This window comes from Streptomyces fuscigenes (assembly GCF_021556455.1).
GTDB classification, from domain to species: Bacteria; Actinomycetota; Actinomycetes; order Streptomycetales; family Streptomycetaceae; genus Streptomyces; species Streptomyces fuscigenes.
Genome location: NZ_JAKGCV010000042.1, coordinates 1 through 22,967, shown reverse-complemented (window position 1 = coordinate 22,967; position 22,967 = coordinate 1). Strand labels below are relative to the sequence as shown.

Annotated in this window: 20 protein-coding genes, 2 tRNA genes and 1 pseudogene; 14 read left to right on the top strand and 9 right to left on the bottom strand. The window is 73.1% G+C overall.

All coding sequences use genetic code 11. From position 1 onward, the window contains the following. From L1885_RS07015 to L1885_RS07005, 3 genes are all read left to right on the top strand, one after another. Positions 1-1,056: AIM24 family protein (locus L1885_RS07015; protein WP_235796109.1), on the top strand; the 1,056-nt coding region annotated here is incomplete at its 5' end. A 14-nt stretch (positions 1,057-1,070) separates the two neighbouring features. Further along, on the top strand, positions 1,071-1,751 hold the full coding sequence (locus L1885_RS07010; protein WP_235796111.1) for an AIM24 family protein: 681 nt from the start codon (positions 1,071-1,073) through the stop codon (positions 1,749-1,751). Between the two features lie 17 nt (positions 1,752-1,768). Beyond that, positions 1,769-2,524 carry an AIM24 family protein gene (locus L1885_RS07005; RefSeq protein WP_235796108.1) on the top strand — a complete coding sequence of 252 codons (756 nt, stop codon included), beginning with the start codon at positions 1,769-1,771 and terminating at the stop codon, positions 2,522-2,524. Between the two features lie 115 nt (positions 2,525-2,639). Here L1885_RS07005 and L1885_RS07000 read toward each other — a convergent pair whose 3' ends face one another. Beyond that, entirely contained in the window at positions 2,640-3,224 is a 585-nt protein-coding gene (locus tag L1885_RS07000; protein ID WP_235796107.1) for an NUDIX hydrolase, read from the bottom strand. Next, a complete protein-coding gene (locus L1885_RS06995) occupies positions 3,221-4,771 on the bottom strand; it encodes a zinc-dependent metalloprotease (RefSeq protein ID WP_235796106.1) in 1,551 nt (516 codons plus the stop codon). The genes L1885_RS07000 and L1885_RS06995 overlap by 4 nt, the downstream gene beginning before the upstream one ends. Positions 4,772-5,037: 266 nt before the next feature. On the opposite strand from L1885_RS06995, the gene L1885_RS06990 reads away from it, so the two are divergent. From L1885_RS06990 to L1885_RS06975, 4 genes are all read left to right on the top strand, one after another. Beyond that, complete coding sequence (locus tag L1885_RS06990; protein WP_235796105.1) at positions 5,038-6,156, top strand: SDR family oxidoreductase; 1,119 nt, start codon at positions 5,038-5,040, stop codon at positions 6,154-6,156. A gap of 148 nt (positions 6,157-6,304) precedes the next feature. Continuing rightward, positions 6,305-6,778, top strand: coding sequence for a molybdenum cofactor biosynthesis protein MoaE (locus L1885_RS06985; protein WP_372481878.1), 474 nt, complete (start codon positions 6,305-6,307; stop codon positions 6,776-6,778). 243 nt (positions 6,779-7,021) lie between these two features. Further along, positions 7,022-7,174, top strand: a complete 153-nt coding sequence (locus L1885_RS06980; protein WP_235796112.1) for a hypothetical protein — start codon at positions 7,022-7,024, stop codon at positions 7,172-7,174. 48 nt (positions 7,175-7,222) lie between these two features. Beyond that, a complete protein-coding gene (locus L1885_RS06975; protein WP_235796103.1) occupies positions 7,223-8,317 on the top strand; it encodes a YlbL family protein in 1,095 nt (364 codons plus the stop codon). A 58-nt stretch (positions 8,318-8,375) separates the two neighbouring features. Here L1885_RS06975 and L1885_RS06970 read toward each other — a convergent pair whose 3' ends face one another. Then, positions 8,376-8,933 carry a PPA1309 family protein gene (locus tag L1885_RS06970; protein WP_235796102.1) on the bottom strand — a complete coding sequence of 186 codons (558 nt, stop codon included), beginning with the start codon at positions 8,931-8,933 and terminating at the stop codon, positions 8,376-8,378. A gap of 215 nt (positions 8,934-9,148) precedes the next feature. On the opposite strand from L1885_RS06970, the gene L1885_RS06965 reads away from it, so the two are divergent. The 4 genes from L1885_RS06965 (at position 9,149) to L1885_RS06950 (ending at position 14,527) form a co-directional block, all read left to right on the top strand. Further along, on the top strand, positions 9,149-12,079 hold the full coding sequence (locus tag L1885_RS06965) for a UPF0182 family membrane protein (RefSeq protein ID WP_235796110.1): 2,931 nt from the start codon (positions 9,149-9,151) through the stop codon (positions 12,077-12,079). 114 nt (positions 12,080-12,193) lie between these two features. Then, positions 12,194-12,267 (top strand) — tRNA-Met (locus tag L1885_RS06960). 320 nt (positions 12,268-12,587) lie between these two features. Beyond that, entirely contained in the window at positions 12,588-14,357 is a 1,770-nt protein-coding gene (locus L1885_RS06955) for a tetratricopeptide repeat protein (protein ID WP_372481877.1), read from the top strand. 96 nt (positions 14,358-14,453) lie between these two features. Then, a tRNA-Met gene (locus L1885_RS06950) sits at positions 14,454-14,527 on the top strand. 190 nt (positions 14,528-14,717) lie between these two features. Here L1885_RS06950 and L1885_RS06945 read toward each other — a convergent pair. Further along, the gene (locus L1885_RS06945) at positions 14,718-15,137 is read right to left on the bottom strand and encodes a Fur family transcriptional regulator (protein WP_235796100.1); all 420 of its coding nucleotides are present in this window, start codon (positions 15,135-15,137) and stop codon (positions 14,718-14,720) included. Between the two features lie 134 nt (positions 15,138-15,271). Here L1885_RS06945 and L1885_RS06940 point away from each other — a divergent pair, with 134 nt between their 5' ends. Beyond that, on the top strand, positions 15,272-16,723 hold the full coding sequence (locus L1885_RS06940) for a catalase (RefSeq protein ID WP_235796099.1): 1,452 nt from the start codon (positions 15,272-15,274) through the stop codon (positions 16,721-16,723). 119 nt (positions 16,724-16,842) lie between these two features. Here the strand turns inward: L1885_RS06940 and hisN are convergent, their stop codons facing one another. The 5 genes from hisN to L1885_RS06915 all read right to left on the bottom strand — a co-directional run bounded on the left by hisN (position 16,843) and on the right by L1885_RS06915 (position 21,611). Then, positions 16,843-17,643 (bottom strand): histidinol-phosphatase, encoded by an 801-nt coding sequence (gene hisN, locus L1885_RS06935; RefSeq protein WP_235796098.1) that lies wholly within the window; start codon positions 17,641-17,643, stop codon positions 16,843-16,845. A 42-nt stretch (positions 17,644-17,685) separates the two neighbouring features. Further along, positions 17,686-18,009, bottom strand: a complete 324-nt coding sequence (locus L1885_RS06930; protein ID WP_235796097.1) for a DMT family transporter — start codon at positions 18,007-18,009, stop codon at positions 17,686-17,688. A gap of 188 nt (positions 18,010-18,197) precedes the next feature. Further along, positions 18,198-19,208 carry a ribosome small subunit-dependent GTPase A gene (gene rsgA, locus L1885_RS06925; protein WP_235796096.1) on the bottom strand — a complete coding sequence of 337 codons (1,011 nt, stop codon included), beginning with the start codon at positions 19,206-19,208 and terminating at the stop codon, positions 18,198-18,200. A gap of 4 nt (positions 19,209-19,212) precedes the next feature. Next, entirely contained in the window at positions 19,213-20,604 is a 1,392-nt protein-coding gene (gene aroA, locus L1885_RS06920; RefSeq protein WP_235796095.1) for a 3-phosphoshikimate 1-carboxyvinyltransferase, read from the bottom strand. A gap of 308 nt (positions 20,605-20,912) precedes the next feature. After that, a complete protein-coding gene (locus L1885_RS06915) occupies positions 20,913-21,611 on the bottom strand; it encodes a M50 family metallopeptidase (protein ID WP_235796094.1) in 699 nt (232 codons plus the stop codon). A 138-nt stretch (positions 21,612-21,749) separates the two neighbouring features. On the opposite strand from L1885_RS06915, the gene L1885_RS06910 reads away from it, so the two are divergent. Beyond that, entirely contained in the window at positions 21,750-22,562 is an 813-nt protein-coding gene (locus L1885_RS06910; RefSeq protein WP_235796093.1) for an SOS response-associated peptidase, read from the top strand. Positions 22,563-22,678: 116 nt separating this feature from the next. Next, positions 22,679-22,967: pseudogene (locus L1885_RS06905) on the top strand (hydrolase); the annotation flags it as partial.

Below are 22,967 nucleotides of genomic sequence, written 5' to 3'. Positions count from 1 at the left end.
CAGGCACCCCAGGCCCCGCCTGCGCCCGAGCCGGGCCAGGCCCCGCCGCCCGCCCCGCAGGCCCCGCCCGTGTATGCCGCACCCACCCTCGTGGCGCCCCTGGACACCCCGCCGCCCGGCTACGGCCAGGTGCCCGGGCAGGCACCGTACGCGCCGCCGCCGCCACCCCCGCCCCCGCCGCCCGGCGGGTTCGGCGCGCCCACCCCGCCGCCGGCGGCACCCGCGCCCGCGGGAGCGCCGTACGGCCAGGGCGCCCCGGCGCAGGCGCCGTTCGGCGCGCCGCCGGCCCCCATGGGCAACCCCTTCGCCCAACAGGCGCCCGGCGGCGCGGGCTTCGGGGCCCCGCCCGGCGGGGTCCAGGGGTTCGTCCCGCCCGGCCCGCCCCCCGGCGGCGCGGGGCTCAATGCCGCGCTCAACCTGTACAAGGAGACCCCGACCGGGCAGCGCTGGACGTCGCAGAACGGCCACCTCGTGCGCGTCGACCTGACGATGGCCGGCGGCGCCCCCGTGCTCGCACGCCAGGGCAGCATGGTCATGTACCAGGGCAAGGTCGACTTCGGCTACAAGGGCGCCGGGTTCGCCGGCCGGGTCGTGGGCAACGCGACCGGCCAGGAGATGCAGCTCATGCGCTGCACCGGGCGCGGGCAGGTCTTCCTCGCCGACAACAACGCGCACCTGCACCCGATCGAGTTGCAGGGCGACGGCATCTGCGTCTCCGCCGAGAACGTGCTCGCCTTCGACGAGTCCCTCCAGTACGAGGTACGCAGGATCGAGGGGCACGGCATCCCGGGCGGCGCCCTGTTCACGATGCTCTTCCAGGGCACCGGCACCGTCGTCGTCAAGACGCACGGCACCCCCGTCGTCCTGCCCGTCACGCCGACCACGTTCGCCGACTGCAACGCCGTGGTGGCCTGGTCGGCCGCGTCCCAGGTCATCCTGTCCAGCCAGGTCAGGCTGCGCCGCAACGCCTACCCGGGGCACAGCGGGGAGACCGTGAACCTCCAGTTCCGCGGTGCGCCGGGGAACTTCATCGTCGTCCAGCCGTACGAGGTCTGAGGGAGCCCGGCATGATGGAACAGCAGCTCGCGGGCTACGCCCCGACTCCGATCGCGGCCCGCATGGAGAACCACGGGCACACCATGCTCAAGGTCGCCATGGCGACCGGGCAGGACCTCTACGCGCGCACCGGCTCGATGGTCGCGTACGAGGGCTTCATCCAGTACGAACCCAACCCGCCGTCCGTGCGGCACATCGCCGAGCACTGGGTCACCGGCGAGGGCGCCCCGATCATGAAGTGCAGCGGCGACGGTCTGCTCTACCTGGCGGACTACGGCGCCCACGTCGTCGTGATCAACCTCGACAACGACGCGATCTCCGTCAACGGCACCAACGTCCTGGCTTTCGACGCCCATCTGCAGTGGGGCGTGGAACGGGTCAAGGGACTCGCCAAGTTCACCGGCCAGGGCCTGTGGAACGTGGCGATCTCCGGCACCGGGTGGGTCGCGCTGACCTCGCGCGGCACGCCGGTGGTGGTCGACTGCGGACGCGGGGAGGACGAGACGTACGTCGACCCCGACGCGCTCGTGGCCTGGTCGCCGAACCTGAAGGTCAAGGGCAAGCGAAGCTTCAAGGCGGGCGCGTTGATAGGGCGCGGCAGCGGCGAGGCGTACCAGATGGCGTTCTCCGGCCAGGGGCTCGTCGTGGTGCAGCCCAGCGAGGACAGCACCGACCGCCTGCGCATCCGCGGCTGAGGGGGAGGGTCACCACCATGCAGAGTCCGCTTTTCGCCTATACGGAACAGCAGACGCAGGGGCGTTACGCGCTCCAGAACGAGCAGTTGCTGCGCGTCGCGCTCACCGGCCAGGACGACGTGCTCGCCCGCAAGGGCGCCATGGTCGCCTACCAGGGGCTGATGGAGTTCGACGGGGAGTACCGCAGCTCCGGGCAGCGCTCCCGCAGGTCGCGCACGGGCGAGGGCCTCGACCTGATGCGCGTGTCCGGGCAGGGGACCGTCTACCTGGCCAACCTCGCGCAGCACGTCCACGTCGTGGACGTCGACCGCGACGGCCTGACGGTCGACAGCGCGTACGTGCTGGCGCTGGACTCGACGCTCCACCACGAGGTCATCGCCGTCGACAGCCAGTACGGCATCTCGGGCACCGGCAAGTACCAGCTGCTGATCACGGGAACCGGCAAGGTGGCGCTGATGACGTCGGGCCGCCCGCTGATGATGCGGGTCACGCCCGACAAGTACGTGAGCGCCGACGCGGACGCGATCGTCGCCTGGTCGTCCTCGCTGCGGGTGCAGATGCAGGCGCAGACCTACTCGTCGCCGGTGCGGCGGCGGCGCGGCAGCACCGGCGAGGGCTGGGAGCTGAGCTTCCTCGGCCAGGGCTTCGCCCTCGTGCAGCCGAGTGAGGTGCTGCCGCCGCAGGCCGCGGAGATCGGCGACGGCATCGCGGCCCAGTTCGGTCTGGGCCAGCAGGGCGCGCACGGCCAGAACCGCGGCAACGCCTGGAGCTGACCGCGGGGCGCGTCGCGCACGTGCGAAGGGGCGGTGCCCGTGGCTGACCACGGGCCCCGCCCCGCGTTCGGTCACCCGCCGGCGCGTCCCCGGGGCGGCGGACCCGGGCGCCCGGCTACGCGGCGAGGCGGGCCCGTGTCGCGTCGAGCAGCCTCACCACCGACGTGTCCGCCACCCCGGCCACCTCGCCGTACGCGAACCAGCGCAGGTCGATCGACTCCTCGCTGATCGCCGCGACGGCGCCCGCCGGAGCGAGCGCCGCGTACTGCACGTCGAAGTGCTGCCGGCAGGGCGGGGGGATCGGGTGCCGGTCCAGCCGGACCGGGCCGCCGGGCAGCAGGGTCAGCCCCTCGACGCCCGACTCCTCGGCGGCCTCGCGCAGCGCGGCGGCCTCCAGGGACGCGTCGCCGGGCTCGCAGTGCCCGCCCATCTGGAGCCACATGTTCAGCTTGCGGTGCAGGGTGAGCAGCACCCGGCCCGCCGAGGGGTCGACGACGAGCGCGCTCGCCGTGAGGTGGCCGGCACCGCAGGCCTTCCACAGGCCGTCGGGACGGGCCGCCAGGTGGGCGAGGTAGTCGTCGCGCAGCGCGCTCTGCTCCGGGCCGGCCGGCTCGCCCGCCGCCGGTGCGGAAGCGTCCGGGCGGCGGGCGCCGTCCCCGTACGCCTTCAGCACGAGGACGGCGTCGTCGTACAGGCTCACTTGTCGCTGTCGCCCTTGCCCTCGTCGCCCTTGCGGCCCTCGCCGCCGCCGTCCGTCTCCTCGGACGTCCCGTCCTCGGGGGCCTCGCCGTCCCCGGCGCGCTCCGTGCCGGGCGCCGTGCTGCCGCCGCCGGACGGAGAGGCCTTGCCCTGGCCGCCGCCCGCCGCCTCACCGAGCATCTTGTCGAGCTCGGAGAAGTCGATCTGCTCGCGGTGCACGAAGCCGTCCGGGTCGTCCAGGTCGGACGCCGTCGGCAGCATGTCCGGGTGCTCCCACAGCGCGTCGCGGCCGTCCATGCCGCGCGCGTCCGTGAGCGAGGCCCACAGCCGGGAGGCGTCGCGCAGGCGGCGCGGCCGCAGCTGCAGGCCGATCAGCGTGGCGAACGTCTGTTCGGCGGGGCCGCCCGAGGCGCGCCGCCTGCGCAGCGTCTCGCGCAGTGCGCCGGCACCGGTCAGCCGGGACTTCGCGGCCTCGTGGACCACCGCGTCCACCCAGCCCTCGACGAGGGCGAGCGCCGTCTCCAGCCGGGCCAGGGCCGCCTTCTGCTCGGGGGTGTCCTCCGGCTGGAACATGCCCTGCTGGAGCGCTTCCTGCAGCTCCTCGGGGTGCGTCGGGTCGAACTGCCCGACGACGTCCTCCAGCTTCGACGTGTCGACCTTGATGCCGCGCGCGTAGCCCTCTACGGCGCCGAAGATGTGCGAGCGCAGCCACGGCACGTGCGTGAAGAGGCGCTGGTGCGCGGCCTCGCGCAGCGCCAGGTACAGCCGGACCTCGTCCTGCGGGAGGCCGAGGTCCTTGCCGAAGGCCTCGATGTTCAGCGGCAGCAGCGCCGCCTTGCCCGCCGGCCCCAGCGGCAGCCCGATGTCGGTGGAGCCGACGACCTCGCCCGCCAGCACGCCGACGGCCTGGCCCAGCTGCTGCCCGAACATGGCGCCGCCCATGGAGCGCATCACGCCGATCAGCGGACCCGCCACGTTCTGCATCTCGGGCGGCAGCACGTCGCCCATGGCCGCGCCGACCCGCTCGGCGACCGGGTCGACCAGCTGCTGCCACGCGGGCAGCGTCGCCTCGACCCACTCGGCGCGGCTCCAGGCCACGGCGGTGTTCGCGCCCGAGGGCAGCGACGTCACGCCGTCCAGCCAGAGGTCCGCGAGGCGCACGGCCTCGCCCACCGCGGCCCGCTCGCCCGCACTCACGCTGGCGTCCTTCGTGCCGTCCTGGGTGCCCTGCGCGACGGTCTGGCGGGCGATCTGCTTGGCCATGTCCCAGTTCACCGGGCCGCCCTCGAAGCTCAGCATCTGCCCGAGCTGCTGGAAGGCCGCCCCCAGGTCGTTCGGGTTCAGGGACCCGAACATCGCCGCGAACGGGTTGTCCCCGCCGCCACCGCCCCCGCCCGGCAGCCCGAAGCCGCCGAAACCGAAGGGGTTGCCCGGGTTGCCCTGGCCGCCCGAACCCTGACCGCCGCCCTCGGCAGGGTCCTTCTTCTTGCCGTCGCCGTCCTCCGGCTCCTCCGGCGGAAGGCCGAATCCGAATGGGGTGTCACTCACGGGTTTCCTCGGCTCGTAAGGCCACCGGCTCCTGCCGGCGGCGGCTGCCCTGCACCATCCAGCCTATGCTTCACCGCGCTCCCGGGGCACGGCGTCAGTGGCGCCTTCCCACGGGACGCCGTTCAAACGCCCCGGCGCCCGGATTCGGCTTCCGGACGGCTTCCGGGCCGAACGCACACCTCCTGAAGGTCTGCGGCAGGATGAACGTCACCTGGTACGTACGCGTCATTAACGGACGTACTGAAGACAACCGCTGGAGACGCCCGGTGAGTTCCCCAGAACCGCAGGTTCGCGCTACGCGAAACCCCGCAACCCCGAGCAGGTCCCGCGGCCCCGTCGTCGCCGTCACCGGCGCCGCGACCGGGGTCGGCGACCTGCTGGCCCGCAGGCTCGCCGCCTCCGGCGAGATCAAGCGGGTCGTCGCCATCGACGAGCGGCGCGGCGGGGCCGAGGACGCCACCTGGCACGTCCTCGACGTCCGCGACCCGGCCATCGCCGAGCGGCTGCGCGGCGAGGACGTCGACGTGGTCGTCCACCTCGCACTCGATCTCGACCTGGAGAGCGACCCCGCCGCGCGCACCGCCTACAACGTGCGCGGGACGCAGACCGTACTGACCGCCGCGGCGGCCGCGGGCGTGCACCGCGTCGTGCTGTGCACCTCCGCCATGGTCTACGGCGCGCTGCCCGACAACGACATCCCGCTGTCCGAGGACGCCGAGCTGCGCGCCACCGCCGAGGCGACCGCCGTCGGCGACCTCCTGGAGATCGAACGGCTCGGCCGCCGCGCGCCGCGCGCCCACCCCGGCCTGAACGTCACCGTCGTGCGGCCCGCCATGCTGGTCGGCGGCACGGACACCGCGCTGACCCGCTACTTCGAGTCGCCGCGGCTCCTCGTCGTCGCGGGCTCCCGGCCGACCTGGCAGTTCTGCCACGTCGAGGACCTGGTCGGCGCGCTGGAGTACGCGGCGCTCGGCCGGGTCGAGGGCGAGTTCGCCGTCGGCTGCGACGGCTGGCTCGAACAGGAGCAGGTCGAGGAGCTCAGCGGCATCCGGCGCATGGAGCTGCCGTCCGCGGTGGCCCTCGGCGCCGCCGCCAGGCTGCACCGCATCGGGCTGACGCCGTCCCCGGCCGGCGACCTCGCCTACACGATGTACCCCTGGGTGGTCAGCGTCGGCGCGCTGCACGACGCGGGCTGGCGGCCCGGCTGGACGAACGAGCGGGTGCTCGCCGCGCTCCTCGACGAGGTCCAGGGGCGCCACACCGTCGCGGGGCGCCGCCTCGGCCGCAAGGACGCGACCGCGGCGGGAGCCGCGGGCGCGACCGTGGCGCTGCTCGGCACGGCCGCGGTGGTCCGCAGGGTCCGCAAGGCGCGGCGCAGGCTCTGAGGCGGAAGGACGGAGCGGCGGAACGGCGGAGCGGCCGGAACGGGGGCCCGCAGCGGGCGGGTCCTCGCGCGCCGGCCGGCACGTCCGGGGCGCCGTCCCCGGGCGCCACCGATGACGCGTCGCGCCTCCTTACGGCACGATGGACGTCATGGCGACCTCACAGGACCGAACGGACCATCCGGGCGAGCGGGCGGGCGACGACCCGATCCGGCTGCTGGCGATCCGCGACACCCCGCTGAGCCTCGACGAGGTGTTCGCCGCGGTGGGCGACCCCGCCGCGGGCGGGACGGCCCTGTTCGTGGGCACCGTGCGCGACCACGACGGCGGCGCGGACGTGGACGCCCTGGGCTATACCGGCCACCCGACCGCTCAGGCGGAGCTGCGGCGCGTCGCCGAGAAGGTGGCGGCCGACTTCCCCGTCCGCGGCCTCGCGGCCGTCCACCGCGTGGGCGACCTGGCCGTCGGCGACCTCGCGGTGATCGTCGCGGTGTCGTGCCCGCACCGCGCGGAGGCGTTCGCCGCGTGCCGGAGGTTCATCGACGACCTCAAGCACGAGGTCCCCATCTGGAAGCACCAGAACTTCAGCGACGGCACCGAGGAGTGGGTGGGCGCCGGGGCCTAGCCCCGGGGCCGCGTTCGTCCCCGGCCCCGGCCCCGTCCACGCGCCGGGCGCGCGCGCCGCTGCCGTAGCCCGTTCGGGGCAGTCGTCCCGAGGGCGGCGGAGGCGCCCGGCCGCACGGCCCGGGGCCCGTGCCCGCCCGTCTGTCCGATTTGCGTAACCTGTCCACCCCCAGCAGCGTTAGGTCTTGCAGACAGTAAATCTGTAGATCAAATCTGCTGACTGGGACGGGAGATCGCGATGGCCGTGCTCACCTGGTTGCTCATCCCCGTCGTCGCGGCGATAGGCGCGGCGATATGGGGAAGCTGGGTTTCGAGGAGCCACACCGTGGGCGACATGGCCGAGCTCAACGGCTACGCCCGCTTCCGCAACGCCATGGAGCGCGACCCCGCCGAGTAGCCGCCGCCCGGACGCGGCGCTCACAGGCGTTTCCCGTACTGTCGTTCCATGCCACGCCGTACCGTGACGATGCTCGCGTCCACCCTCGTCCTGATCGCGCTGCTCTGCGTCGGCGTCCTGACGAAGGTCCCGTACTCCGAGATGAGCCCGGGTCCGACGACGAACACCCTCTCCAGCCCGGGCGGCAAGCCGGTCCTGCAGATCTCGGGGCACAAGACGTACCCGACGTCGGGCCACCTGAACATGGTCACCGTCCGCGTGACGAGCGCCGACACCCACCTGAACGTGGCCGAGGCGGTCTACGGCTGGCTCGCGCACGACGAGGTCGTCGTCCCGCACGACACGCTCTACCCGCAGGGGCAGACCGAGCAGCAGTCGACGCAGGAGAACGCCGAGGAGTTCAGCCAGTCCCAGGAGAGCGCCAAGGTCGCCGCGCTCAAGGTGCTGCACATCCCGGTCGCCTCGCACGTGAACGTGGCCAGCGTCCTCAAGGACAGCCCCGCCGAGGGCAAGCTGCACGCGGGCGACCTGATCCTCGCCGTCGACGGCACGAAGGTCACCAAGCAGGACCAGGTGGCGCAGCTCGTCACGAAGCACGAGCCGGGGCAGAGCGTCACCTTCACGATCGTGCCGGCGGAGGACGCCGCCGCGGCGAAGAAGGCGGACAAGGAGCCCAAGGGCAGCCGGCAGGTCGTCGTGAAGACGGCCCGGTCGCACGACGAGGGCAAGACGCGCGCGATCGTCGGCATCGCGGCCGGGACCGACCACACGTTCCCGTTCAGCATGGACATCAAGCTGGCGGACGTGGGCGGCCCCAGCGCCGGCCTGATGTTCTCGCTCGGTCTGGTCGACAAGCTCACGCCCGGCTCGCTCACGGGCGGCCGGTTCGTCGCAGGCACCGGCACCATCGACGACAACGGGACCGTCGGCCCGATCGGCGGCATCGCCATGAAGCTCGTGGGAGCCCGGTCCGCCGGGGCCCGCTACTTCCTCACCCCGGCGGACAACTGCGCCGCCGCGGCGAAGGACACCCCGAGCGGCCTCACGCTCGTGAAGGTCAAGAACATCACCGACGCCAAGGCCTCGGTGGACAAGATCCGCACCGGTGACACGGCCGGCCTGCCGAGCTGCTCGGCAGGCTGACCGTGCGGCCCGCGCGGCCCGGGCCCGCGGGCCCGGGCGGGGACCCGCGTCCCCCGGCCTACGACGCGAAGGTCGCCGACAGCGCCTCCGCGAGGCCCGGCACGAGGCCCGAGCCGGTGAGCACCTCCGAGGCCGAGTCCTTCTCGCGCAGCCGCAGCGCCGACTCCCGGCTGCCGTCGCGCAGCACGGCCACCGTCATGCGCACCTCCTGGCGGTCCGGGTGGCGCGCGACCCAGTCGGCGAGCGCTGCCTCGTCGAGGCCTTCGGGCAGCGCGGCCTCGGCGGACGGGGGCAGCATCAGCCGCTCCACGGTGAGCGCGCAGCCCGCGACCGCGTCGGGCCACGCGATGGTGGCGAGGAATTCGTCGAGGGCGGTGCCGGCAGGGATCTCGTCCTGCTCGACGGGGGTGAGGGGAGCGACGTCCTCGTCGCTGTCGAGACCCAGCTGGCCGGCGAGCTCGGGTTCGTCCGCGCGCATGCGCTCACTGTCCACGAGCGCGAAGAGACGGGCGGGCTGGTCCCAGCCGAGGCCCGCCGCGTACTCGTCGATCTCGAGCACGGCCCGCGTGAGCGGGTTCGCGGCCATCGGGGTCCCTGAGGGGGAAACGTTCGACATGACCAACATCCTGCCCCTTCCGGGGCCCAGGACGGGAACTGGGTAAAGCCTCCGTAAGTTGCATGGAGGGGTCCTACGATCGCCTGGCCCGACGAGCACGTCCCCGCGGGTGGCGAAACCAGTACGTCCCAGCTGACCGAACCATGACCTTTCCCCCGGTCCCCCGGGGGGTCTGTCCCCGGATATTTCTCGAGGTGCGCACGTTGGCTTTCCAGATGCCGGACCGCGGCGGAGGCCCGACCGGGCCACGGACGAGGGCTGGGGGGCCGTCGCGTGTGCGCGCCCTGCTGCTGGCCCTGGGGGTGCTGGCGGTCCTCGCCATGGCGTTCGTGATGTTCTCGGGCTTCTGGACCGACTGGCTCTGGTACCGCTCGGTCGACTACGCCTCCGTGTTCACCACCACGCTGTGGACGAAGCTCGGCCTGTTCGCCGTCTTCGGCGCGATCATGGCGGCGGCCGTCGGCTTCAACATCTGGCTCGCGCACCGGCTGCGGCCGCCGCTGAGCGCGATGTCGACGGAGCAGCAGAGCCTCGACCGCTACCGCATGAGCGTCGCGCCGTACAAGAAGTGGGTCCTGGCCGCGATCACCGCCCTCGTCGGGCTGATCGCGGGCGCCGCCGCCTCCGGCGAGTGGCGCACCTGGCTCCTGTGGGTCGACGGCGTGCCGTTCGGCACGAAGGACCCGCAGTTCCACCTGGACGTGTCGTTCTACGCGTTCGACCTGCCGTGGTACCGCTTCCTGCTCGGCTTCGGCTTCGCCGCCACCGTCCTGTCGGTGGTCGCCGCCGCCCTCACGCACTACCTGTACGGCGGGCTGCGCGTGACCAGCCCGGGCGCGCGCGCCACCGCGGCCGCCACCGGCCACCTGTCCGTGCTGATCGGCCTGTTCGTGTCGCTGAAGGCGGTCGCGTACTGGCTGGACCGCTACGGCCTCGCGGTGAAGTCGAGCGACCTGAAGGCGACCGGCAACTGGACGGGCCTGCGCTACGTCGACGCCAACGCCTACCTCCCGGCGAAGACCATCCTGTTCTGCATCGCGGTGATCTGCGCGGTGCTGTTCTTCGCCACCCTGTGGCGCCGCACCTGGCAGCTGCCCGTCATCGGCTTCGGCCTGATGGTCCTCTCCGCGATCCTCATCGGCGGCCTGTACCCGGCGATCGTGCAGAAGTTCACGGTCCAGCCGAACGAGCAGGCGAAGGAGGCGCCGTACATCAAGAAGAACATCGACGCCACGCGTGCCGCGTACGGCATCGGCTCGGCGAAGGTCTCGGACTACTCGGGTACCGGCGGCGCCGGTTCGAAGGCCGGCCAGCGCAAGGCGGCGGACGCCGCGGCGAGTTACCGGCTCGTCGACCCGAACGTGGTCTCCCCCGCGTTCCAGCAGGTCCAGCAGCCGCGCAAGTACTACCAGTTCCCGGCGACGCTCAACGTCGACCGCTACAAGGACCCCTCGACGGGCAAGCTCCAGGACACCGTCGTCGGCCTGCGCGAGCTGAACATCGCCGGAATCCAGAAGCACAACTGGATCAACGACCACTTCACCTACACCCACGGCTTCGGCATGGTCACGGCCAAGGGCACCGGCACGGTCACCGATCCCAAGCAGGGCACGATCGGCTCGCCCGCCTTCACCGAGGCCGGGCTGCCCACCACCGGTGACCTCGGCCCCTACGAGCAGCGGATCTACTACGGCGAGAAGACCACGCAGTACTCGATCGTGGGGGGCCCGCAGAAGGAGCTGGACTACGAGTCGAACGGCGAGAAGACCACCCGGTACAAGGGCGGCAGCGGCGTCTCGCTGTCCAGCCCGCTCAACCGGGCCGCGTACGCGGTGGCCCTCAGCGAGCCGCAGATGCTCTACTCCGGCGCCATCGGCAAGGGTTCGCGGATCCTCTACAACCGCACGCCCAAGGAGCGGGTGGAGGCCGTCGCTCCCTGGCTCACGCTGGACGGCGACGCGTATCCGGCCGAGGTCGACGGGCGCATCCAGTGGATCGTGGACGCCTACACGACGACCGACGCCTACCCGTACTCCTCGCGCACCACGCTCGGGGACACCACGACCGACTCGCTGACCAGCGACTCCCGCTCGGTCGTGGCCCAGCAGAACCAGGTCAACTACATCCGCAACTCGGTGAAGGCCACGGTCGACGCGTACACCGGCAAGGTCACGCTCTACCAGTGGGACACCAAGGACCCGGTCCTGCGCACCTGGATGAAGGCGTTCCCGGGGACGGTGAAGGCGAAGAAGGACATCCCGGCCGACCTCGAGGCGCACATGCGCTACCCGCAGGACCTGTTCAAGGTGCAGCGGGAGCTGCTGACCCGCTACCACGTCACCGATGCCGCGCAGTTCTACAGCGGCAGCGACGCCTGGCAGGTGCCGGACGACCCGACGACCCGCGCGGGCACGGCAGTTCCGCCGTACTACCTGAGCCTGAAGATGCCCGGCCAGAAGCAGCAGGCGTTCTCGCTGACGACGACGTTCACGCCGAGCGGTCGCCCGAACCTGGGCGCCTTCATGGCCGTAGACGCGGACGCGACGAGCCCCGACTACGGCACGATCCGGGTCCTGCGGGTCACCGGCAACAACGTGCAGGGGCCGCAGCAGATGCAGAGCGAGCTCAACGGCGGCGAGGACGTCGCCGACTTCGTGCGCAACCTCAAGGGCACGGACTCCGACATCGAGTACGGCAACATGCTGACCGTCCCGCTCGACGGCGGCTTCCTGTACGTCGAGCCGGTCTACACCCGGGGCGGCAGCCAGAACTACCCGCTGCTGAAGAAGGTGGCCGCCTCGTACGCGGGCGGCAAACCGGTCTTCGCGGACTCCCTCTCGGGCGCGCTCGACGCGGTGTTCGGCACGACGGCGGCCGAACCGCCGTCCTCCACGAGGCCACCGGGGCGGACGAAGCCGCCCACCGGCGACGGCCAGGCGCTCCAGCAGGCCGTCCAGGACGCGCAGAAGGCGTACGACGAGGGCCAGGACGCGCTCAAGGGGCCGACGCCGGACTGGCAGGCGTACGGCAAGGCGCAGAAGGACCTGCAGGACGCGCTGAAGCGCGCGGAGGCCGCCGGAGCGAGCGCGGCGACGCCGAGTTCCGGCGGCGGCGTGGCGAAGCCGGGCGGCGGCGGCTCCGGCTGAGCGCGGCCCCCGCCGCCGGGCGCGACGGCGGCGGGGGCCCTTCCTCCGGGGGCGGAGCGTGCCCGGGCGGAGCGGCCGCGCCCCCGTACCGTGCTATTGTTGATCACACAACGGCGCGGGGTGGAGCAGCTCGGTAGCTCGCTGGGCTCATAACCCAGAGGTCGCAGGTTCAAATCCTGTCCCCGCTACTGAAGTCCGAGGGCCCGGAAGATCCGAGAGGATCTTCCGGGCCCTCGGCACGTGTTTGTGCCAACTCTGCCGCGGTCCGTGCGGAACGGCTCCTACCGTGTTTGACTTATCACTCTGTGGGCATGTCGACAAAACGCTGAAGTGACCTTGCTGGCCGCGATATACCGGGTGTGAGCGGGTAGCAGGTAATGCGACGATGAGTTTTATGGGGGATAGGACAACTCTGTTGGAGACAGGGCGGTTTGCGCAGAGGCGTACCGATGTCGGGTCCGGCGTCGGTACGCTCGGCTCGGCCGTCCTCCCGGAGTCGGCCGCACCCATGGAGCCCACGGAGGTCATGGACCAGGCCGAGCAGACCGAGGCCGAGGCGGAAGCCCGCCACCGCGCCGCGGCAGAAGCGGGTGACACGGCGGCAGCGAGCGCGCTCGGCGCACTCCTGCTGCGCCGTGGCGACCTCGAAGGCGCCGAGCCCCACCTGCGATCCGCCACGTCCGCGGGCGACCGCGCCGCCGCCAACAACCTGGGTGTCCTGCTCCACCAGCGCGGCTACACCGAGGAGGCCGCGGGCTGGTGGCGCATCGCCGCCGTCGCGGGCTCCGCGGCCGCCGCGCACGCCCTCGGCAAGCACTTCCGCGAGCGCGGCGACGAGCCCGCGGCCGAGTACTGGCTGCGGCAGTCCGCCGAGCAGGGGCACGCGTCGGGCGCGTACGCCCTCGCGGACCTCCTCGAACACCGCAGCGACGTCGGCGCGGAGCGCTGGCTGCGGGCCGCCGCGGAGCACGGCCACCGCGAGGCGTCGTACCGCCTGGCCCTCACGCTGGAACGGCGGGCCAGGGAGCGCGCCCGGCCGGCCGCCGACCCCGCGGGACCGGCGCTGATCGAGGACGCCGTGCACTGGTACCGGCAGGCCGCCGCCCGCGGCCACCGGCGTGCCGCGCTGCACCTCGGCGCGATCCTGGAGCGGCGCGGCGAGCTCAAGGAGGCCGGGCGCTGGTACCTCAGCTCCGCCAAGGACGGCGAGGCGAAGGCCGCGAGCGCCCTGGCGTTCCTGCTGCGCGACGCCGGCGACACGGAGTCCGCCGCCGTGTGGTGGCTGCGCGCCGCCCAGGACGGCGACGGGACCGCGGCCAACGCCCTCGGCGCGCTGCACGCGGCCCGGGGCGAGCAGCAGTCCGCGGAGCGCTGGTACCGCACGGCCATGGACGCGGGCGACGTGAACGGCGCGTACAACCTCGCGCTGCTGTGCGCGGCCCAGGACCGCGCCGCGCAGGCCGAGCAGTGGTACCGGCGCGCCGCCTACGCGGGCCACCGCGAGGCCGCCAACGCGCTCGCCGTGCTGCTCCTGCAGGCGGGCGACGCGGCGGGCGCGGAGCCCTGGTTCTCCAAGGCGGCCGAGGCGGGCAGCGTCGACGCCGCGTTCAACCTGGGCATCCTCTTCGCCGGCCGCGACGACGACGCCGCGGCGCTGCGGTGGTACGAGCGGGCCGCCTCCGCGGGCCACACCGAGGCGGCCCTCCAGGTCGCGATCGCCTGCCTGCGCGACGGCGACGAGCGCACCGCGGAGCGCCACCTGCGCTGCGCCGCCGGCGGCGGCAGCGTGGAGGCCGCGTACCGCCTGGCCATGCTGCTGGACGCGCGCAGGCCCCCGGCCTCGCCGCCCGCGCTCGGCGAGGCGCAGGTCAACACCGAGAAGACCGAGTGCGAGCTGTGGTACGAGCGGGCCGCCGAGCACGGGCACGTACGGGCCCAGGTCCGCGCGGGCATGCTCGCGGCCCGGCGCGGCGACGTCGAGGGCGCGGCCCGCTGGTACCGGGAGTCCGCCGAGGCGGGCAGCCGCAGCGGGGCCTTCAACCTGGGCCTGCTGCTCGTGCGCGAGGGCAGCGAGGCGGAGGCGGTGCTGTGGTGGACGCGCGCCGCGCAGGCCGGGCACGGCCGGGCCGCGCTGCGGCTCGCCCTGCTCGCGGCGCGCGGCGGCGAACTCGCCGAGGGCGAGCGCTGGTGCGCCCGCGCGGTGGAGCTCGGCCCCGCCGAGGTCGCCGAGCGGGCGGCGAAGCTGCTGGACGCCCTCCACCAGGAGCTGACGGCCTGAGCGGTCCCCGCGCGCGCCTTCGACGGGAGGCCGACGGAGGCGCCCCGAAAGGGATTTGCCCATCCGGTGGCGGTGACGTAATGTTCAGTTCACCGACGCGGGGTGGAGCAGCTCGGTAGCTCGCTGGGCTCATAACCCAGAGGTCGCAGGTTCAAATCCTGTCCCCGCTACTTGAACCGAAGGCCCGGATCTCCTGGAGATCCGGGCCTTCGGCATGCCCGGTCGGGTCCGTGAGGGCGCCGGCGTTCCGCGTGTGCGGCCGGGTTCGGCGCCTGCCGCCGATCACGGCACGGGCCGGGGAGCGGGGCGGCCTGCCCGCGGGGGCGCCTGCCGCCGGTGGGCGAGGGGCCCCCGCCGAACTCAGGCAGCGGCGGCGCAGTCGGGGCACAGGCCCCGGTAGGTGATCTCGGCGCCGGAGACCGTGAACCCGAAGCGCTCCTCCGCGGGCAGCTGGTTCAGCGGGTCGCCCGAGGTGTGGACGTCGCGGATGGTGCCGCAGCGCGCGCACACCAGGTGCTGGTGGGGGCGGTGGGCGTTCGGGTCGTAGCGCTTGGCGCGGTGGTCGGTCGCGAGCTCCGTCACCTCGCCGAGGGAGACCATCTCGCCCAGCGTGTTGTACACCGTCGCCCGGGAGATCTCGGGCAGCCTGTCGACGGCGCGCGCGTGCACCTCGTCGGCGGTCAGATGGATGTGCTCGCCGTCGAGGACCTCGGCCACCACGCGGCGCTGGGCGGTCATGCGCCAGCCGCGTTCGCGCAGGCGTTCCAGAAGGTCGCTCATGATCCCAGCCTAACAGTGGGGGGACACGTGTTTGAGGGTCGGTACGACTTTGGATGGTCACTTGACTTGGACAATGTCCATTGTAGGATCAGGTTCGGCAAGAGCCGAGGTCCAGAACTTCCCAGGAGGCGTACGTGACGCAGGGACCGCTGACCACAGAGGCCGGTGCGCCGGTCGCCGACAACCAGAACAGCGAGACAGCGGGCGCCGGCGGTCCGATGCTCATCCAGGACCAGGCCCTGCTGGAGAAGCTGGCCCACTTCAACCGCGAGCGCATCCCGGAGCGGATCGTCCACGCCCGCGGCGCCGGCGCGTACGGCACCTTCACGCTGACCCGTGACGTCTCGCAGTGGACCCGCGCGAGGTTCCTGTCCGAGGTGGGCAAGCAGACGGAGACGTTCCTGCGCTTCTCCACCGTCGCGGGCAACCTCGGCTCGGCGGACGCGGTGCGCGACCCCCGCGGCTTCGCGCTGAAGTTCTACACCGAGGACGGCAACTACGACCTCGTCGGCAACAACACCCCGGTGTTCTTCATCAAGGACGCCATCAAGTTCCCCGACTTCATCCACACCCAGAAGCGCGACCCGTACACGGGCTCCCAGGAGGCGGACAACGTCTGGGACTTCTGGGGCCTGTCGCCCGAGTCCACGCACCAGGTGACCTGGCTGTTCGGCGACCGCGGCATCCCCGCGACGCTCCGCCACATGAACGGCTACGGCTCGCACACCTACCAGTGGAACAACGAGGCCGGCGAGGTCTTCTGGGTCAAGTACCACTTCAAGACCGACCAGGGGATCAAGAACCTCACCACGGACGAGGCCAACCGCCTCTCCGGCGTCGACCCCGACAGCCACCAGCGCGATCTGCGCGAGTCCATCGAGCGCGGCGAGTTCCCGTCCTGGACCGTGCAGGTGCAGATCATGCCGGCGGCCGAGGCCGCGACGTACCGCTTCAACCCGTTCGACCTGACCAAGGTCTGGCCGCACGCCGACTACCCGCCGATCGAGATCGGCAAGCTCGAACTCAACCGCAACCCGGAGAACATCTTCGCCGAGGTCGAGCAGTCGATCTTCAGCCCGGCGCACTTCGTGCCCGGCATCGGCCCGTCCCCGGACAAGATGCTCCAGGGCCGCCTGTTCGCCTACGGCGACGCCCACCGCTACCGCGTCGGCATCAACGCCGACCACCTGCCGGTCAACCGCCCGCACGCCACGGAGGCGCGGACGAACAGCCGGGACGGCTACCTGTACGACGGCCGCCACAAGGGCGGCAAGAACTACGAGCCCAACAGCTTCGGCGGCCCGTTCCAGACCGACCGCCCGCTGTGGCAGCCCACGCAGGTCAGCGGGGCCACCGGCCACCACGAGGCGCCCTCGCACGCCGAGGACAACGACTTCGTGCAGGCCGGCGACCTCTACCGGAAGATGACGCAGGACGAGAAGGAGCGCCTCGTCGACAACCTGGCGCAGTTCATCGCGAAGGTGTCGCGCGACGACATCGCCGAGCGCGCGATCGACAACTTCCGCCGGGCCGACGGCGACTTCGGCAAGCGGCTGGAGGCCGCGGTGCAGGCCCGCCGCGCCTGATCACCACGCACGGCCGGCGACGCCGGTGCCAGGGAGGCCGGACCCCGACGGGGCCCGGCCTCCCCGCGTGCGGGGGCGCGGGCCGCGGCAGGCGGCCCGGCCCCGCCCGGACGGACGTCTCAGTAGCGCTCGTCGAGGTAGTCGAGCAGGGTCTGGTGCAGCGTCCCGTTGGACGCCGCCGCGTTCCCGCTGTGCGGACCGTCGCGGCCGTCGAGCCCGGTGAACCGGCCGCCCGCCTCCTGGACGACGATCGACGGAGCCGCCATGTCCCAGAGCGACAGCTCGGGTTCGGCGCACATGTCCACCGCGCCCTCCGCGACCATCATGTACTGCCAGAAGTCGCCGTAGCCGCGGGTGCGCCAGCACGCCCGGGTCAGGTTCAGGAAGCCCTCCAGCCGGCCCCGCTCCTCCCAGCCGCTGAGCGAGGAGTACGCGAACGACGCGTCGCCGAGGCCGGAGACGTCCGACACCCGCAGCCGGGTGGCGGACGACAGGCTGCGTCCTGTGTGGGCGCCGCCGCCGCGCTCCGCCCACCAGCGGCGGCCCAGCGCGGGCGCCGACACCACGCCGACGACCGGTTCGTAACCGCCCTCGCCCGCGACCATCAGCGAGATGAGCGTCGCCCAGACGGGCACGCCGCGCACGTAGTTCTTCGTGCCGTCGATCGGGTCGACGACCCAGCGGCGCGGGCCCGTTCCCCGCACGCCGAACTCCTCGCCGAGGACCGCGTCGCGCGGGCGGGCGCGCTGGAGGTTGCCTCGGATCAGCTCCTCGGCGGCCTTGTCCGCCTCGCTGACCGGGGTCATGTCCGGTTTCGTCTCGACCTTCAGGTCGAGGGCCTTGAAGCGCTCCATCGTCACGGCGTCGGCGGCGTCTGCGAGGACATGGGCCAGGCGGAGGTCATCGTGGTAGTCGGACATGCCCGTCACAGTACCGGGGGCCCGGCGGGCACCCGGTCCGCGTCAGTGCGCCGAGCCCGACAGCTGGAGTCCGATCACGCCGATGATGACGAGGGTGATCGACACCAGCTTCAGCGTGGAGACGACGTCCCCGAGGAAGACCATCCCGTAGATCGTCGTGCCGGCCGCGCCGATGCCCGTCCACACCGCGTACGCCGGCCCGACGTCCAGCTTCTTCAGCGCCAGGGTCAGCAGTCCGAAGCTGCCGAGGGCGAAGCTCGCGAAGGCGATCGTCGGCCACAACCGGGTGAATCCGTGCGACAGCTTCAGGCAGACGGCGAAGCCCGTCTCCAGCAGTCCGGCGACCACGACCAGCAGCCACGCCATTGTCGATAGCCTCCCGGATCGCTGACTGCTTCGTCTCGCTTGGTGCGATTATGCACTTACCAGGTCCGGGTAAAGGCAAACTTTTCCCGCGACCCGCGGCGGCCCCGCCGAGGAGGACCGCCCGTGACCGGCCGTCAGGAGTACGCGCGGCCGGGGGCCTGTGCGGCCGGCGGGAGCGTGTGCGGCCGTCAGTCGCCCTCGTGGCGCTCGCGGGTCGCGAGCAGCCTGCGCAGCGAGACCAGCCTGGTCGGATCGGCGTGCCCCTCGGCCACCCACGCGTCGAGCGCGCAGTCCGGCTCGTCGTGGCTGCAGGCGCGGGGGCAGTTCTCCGTGCCCGGCACCAGGTCGGGGAAGGCGAGGATCACCCGCGACGGGTCGATGTGCGCCAGCCCGAACGACCGGATGCCCGGGGTGTCCACGACCCAGCCCTCCGCCTTCGCCAGCGGCAGCGCGAGCGCGGAGACAGTGGTGTGCCGGCCGCGGCCGGTCACCGCGTTGACCAGGCCGGTGATCCGCTGCCTGTCGTCCGCGACCAGGGAGTTGACCAGCGTCGTCTTGCCGACGCCCGAGTGCCCGACGAACGCCGTCGTGCGGCCTTCGAGCAGCGCCCGCACGCGCTCGGCGTCCGCGCCGCCGGCCAGCTCGTCGTGGCGCGTGACGACGTAGCGCACCCCCAGCGGGCGGTACGTCTCCAGCAGCGGCTCGGGCGAGGCGAGGTCCGACTTCGTCAGGACGAGCAGCGGTTCGAGACCGCCGTCGTACGCGGCGACGAGAGCCCGGTCGATCAGCCGGGGACGCGGCTCGGGGTCGGCGAGCGCGGTGACGATCGCCAGCTGGTCTGCGTTGGCCACGATCACGCGTTCGTAGGGGTCGTCGTCGTCCGCGGTGCGCCGCAGTACGGACGTGCGCGGCTCGATGCGGACGATGCGCGCGAGGGTGTCCTTCGCGCCGGACAGGTCGCCGACGAGGCTCACCCGGTCGCCCACGACCGCTGCCTTGCGGCCCAGCTCGCGGGCCTTCATCGCGGTCACGGCCCGGTCCCCGACGAGGCAGGTCAGCCGGCCGCGGTCCACGGTGAGCACCATGCCCTCGGAGGCGTCCTCGTGCTTCGGCCTGATGTTCGTGCGCGGCCTGCTGCCCTTCGGGTTCGGGCGGTGGCGGATGTCGTCCTCGTCGGGGTTCTTGCCGTAGCGGCGCATCGCGTCAGACCCCCGCCACCGCGCCGTGGCCCTCCAGCATGTCCGTCCACATCCGCGGGAAGTCCGGCAGCGTCTTCGCCGTCGTCGCCACGTTCTCGATCTCGACGCCCGGGACCGCGAGCCCGAGGACCGCGCCGGCCGTGGCCATGCGGTGGTCGTCGTAGGTGTGGAAGACCCCGCCGTGCAGCGGGCGCGGCCGGATGACGAGGCCGTCGGGCGTCTCCGTCACGTCGCCGCCCAGCTCGTTGATCTCCTTGGTCAGCGCGGCCAGCCGGTCCGTCTCGTGCAGCCGCAGGTGCGCCACCCCGCGCAGCGTGGACGGCGAGTCCGCGAGCGCCGCCACCGCCGCGATGCCCGGGGTCAGCTCGCCGACCTCGCTCAGGTCCGCGTCGATGCCGTGCACGCGGCCCGAGCCCGCGAAGGTGAGCGCGGTGCCCTCGGCGGTGGACACGATGCCGCACGAACCGCCCATCCGGGTGAAGAGCGAGCGCAGGGCGTCGCCGGGCTGCGTGGTCCGCGTCGGCCAGTCCGGCACGGTCACCCGGCCGCCGGTGATCAGCGCGGCCGCCAGGAACGGCTGCGCGTTCGAGAGGTCGGGCTCGATCGTCAGGTCCCGGCCGAGGAGCGCGCCGCTGCGCACCCGCCACACGTCCGGCTCGCCGCCGGTCTCCGGTTCGTCGACGCGCGCGCCGGCCGCGCGCAGCATGTCCACCGTCATCCGGATGTGCGGCATCGACGGCAGCGTCCGGCCGACGTGCCGCACCTCCACGCCCTGGTTGAAGCGCGGCGCGGACAGCAGCAGCGCGGAGACGAACTGGGAGGAGGCCGAGGCGTCGATCTCCACCCGGCCGCCGTCCAGCGCGCCGCGGCCGTACACGGTCAGCGGCAGCGCGCCGCGGCCGTGGTCGTCGACGCGGGCGCCCAGCGTGCGCAGCGCCCGGATGACCACGCCGAGAGGGCGTTCGTGGGAGCGGGGATCGCCGTCGAAGCTCACCGGGCCGTCCGCGAGGGCCGCGACCGGCGGGAGGAAGCGCATGACCGTGCCCGCGTTTCCCACGGTGACGTCCGCCGGGCCGTGCAGGCCCGCGGGGATGACCCGCCACGCCTCGCCGGTGGTGACGGCCTCCCCGGTGTCGCCCATGCCCCGCGAGGGCTGCGACAGGGAGGACACGGTCTCCTCGATGCCCACGCCCATGGCCCGCAGCGCGTCGGCCATCAGCAGGGTGTCGCGCGAGCGCAGCGGCCGGCGCAGCCAGCCCGGCTCGGCGGCCAGGGCGGCGAGCACCAGCGCGCGGTTGGTGACCGACTTGGACCCGGGCACGGTGACCGTCGCTTCGACGGGCCCCGTCGCATGGGGGGCGGGCCAGAGGGCGGGCTGCACGGAACTGTCGGTCATGGCCATCACTTTAATGGCTGGACCCGTGCGGTGATTCCTGCCAAAAGCGCCGAAACAGGGGCGTAATCCGGCCGTGGTAACGCGCGGCGCGGGCCGGTCGCGCTCCCGTCGACGCGCCCCGGCGTGCGCGCCCTGGGCGACTTCACTCCGCGTACGCCGTCCGGCACTCGGAGCGGCCCCCTCCGGCGCCGGTCCTGCGCGCGGCCCGGTGCCGGCCGCCGGGGAACGGATCCCCGCCCCGCGCGGGCTCACCGCCCCTCACGCGCGCCTGCACGCTCCCTGCCTCCACCCGCCCGCTCGGCCCGCCGTCACAGCCCGAGCAGCCAGCGGCCGCCGCCGATCAGGCAGCACAGGGACACCACGTGGAAGAGGAAGAACCACAGGCCCGCGCCGACCCCGGTCAGCCGCGCCAGCTGGTCCGCGTCCGAGTCGCCCGCGCCGCCCGCGCGCCGCTTGGCCTGCAGCTCGAAGGCCGGGCGCACGCCGCCCAGCAGCAGGAACCAGACCACCGTGTACGAGAAGGCGGCCTGCACGGCCGGACCCGTGAGCCACGACACCAGCACGAAGGCCGCCCCGGAGACGAGGACGGTCAGCACGCCGTACGCGTTGCGGATCATCACCAGCATCGCGACCAACAGCACCGTCGCGGACCACAGCAGCAGCGTGATGTGGTGGGCGGCCAGCAGCCAGGCGCCGCCGAGGCCGAGCAGCGGAGGCGCCGTGTAGCCGGCAGCTGCGGTGAGGATCATGCCGAGGCCCGTGGGTCTGCCCCGGCTCACGGTCAGTCCCGACGTGTCGGAGTGCAGCCGGATCCCGTCGAGCTTGCGCCCCATGACGAGCGCCGTCAGGCCGTGGCCGCCCTCGTGCGCGATCGTCACGGCGTTGCGGGTCACGCGCCACAGCCGGTGCGGCGCCACGCACACCAGCGCCAGCACGCCCGCCGCGACCACCAGCCACATGTCGGGGCCCGGCTGGGTCCCGAAGATCCGGTCCCAGAGATCGTCCATGGCGCGCTCCTGTCCGGGCGGTGGTGTGGGGTGGCAGTGTGCCAAAGCCCTCTGAGAGCGCCGGAGGCGGGGCCTTGGACGCGCGCCCCGGCGATGACCTAGCGTTGCGGCAGCGGCCTTGAGGGGTGGTGGAGCGGAATGTGCGGCCGGTATGCGGCGAGCAGGGCGCCGGAGGACCTGGTGACCGCCTTCGGCGTGGAGCGGTGGGACCCGGAGGAGACGTTCGCGCCCGACTGGAACGTGGCGCCGACCAAGCAGGTCCCCGCGATCCTCGCGCGCGTGCCCAAGGACGACCCGGGAGCCGGTGCCGTGCGCCAGCTGCGGAACCTGAAGTGGGGACTCGTCCCCTCCTGGTCGAAGACGCCCGACGGCGGCGCGCGCATGATCAACGCACGGGCCGAGACCGTCCACGAGAAGACGTCGTACCGCAAGCCGTTCAGCGCGCGGCGGTGCATCCTGCCCGCCGACGGCTACTACGAGTGGATGACGGGCGTCGACGAGCGCAGGCTCGAGGAGAAGGGGAACCGCAAGCGCCCCCGCAAGCAGCCCTACTTCGTCTCCCCGGCCGACGGCTCCGTCATGGCACTCGCCGGGCTGTACGAGTTCTGGCGCGACAAGACGCTGCCCGGCGACCACCCGCGCGCCTGGTGGGTCACCTGCACGGTGATCACCACCGAGGCCGAGAAGGAGCCGCTGGCCGCCGCCCCGGCCGAGGGCCCCCGCTCGCTCCACGACATCCACCCCCGGATGCCGCTCATGCTCACCCCCGACCGGTGGGAGGCCTGGCTCGACCCCTCCCGCACGGACGTCGACGCGCTGCGGCCGCTGCTGGACCCGCCGCCCGCCGGGCTGATGCGCGCCCACCCGGTGGCACCGGCCGTCTCCGACGTGCGCAACAACGGGCCCGAGCTGGTCGAGGAGCAGGCGCCCGAGGAGCGCACGCTCTTCTGAGGCGTCGCGCTCACGGGACCGGCCCACCCGGGGCGCGGTCCGGCGCGGGGCGGAACCGGCCGCCGGCGGTGCCTCGCGCGCGTCCGTCCCGGCGCCGGCGAGGCACCATGGGCCCCATGACCAGCCGTACCGTCGCCCGCATCGTCCGCACCACCCTCGACACCCCCGCCGGGCCCGCGCGCATCACCTGGCACAGCGCCCCCGAGCCCCGGCTCGTCCTGGCCCTCGGGCACGGCGCCGGAGGCGGCGTCGAGGCGCGCGACCTGGCCGCACTCGCCTCGGTCCTGCCCGCACGGGGCTTCACCGTCGCCCTCGTGGAGCAGCCGTGGCGCGTCGCGGGGAAGAAGGTCGCGCCGGCGCCAAGGACGCTGGACACCGCGTGGCGCGCGCTGTGGCCCGCGCTCG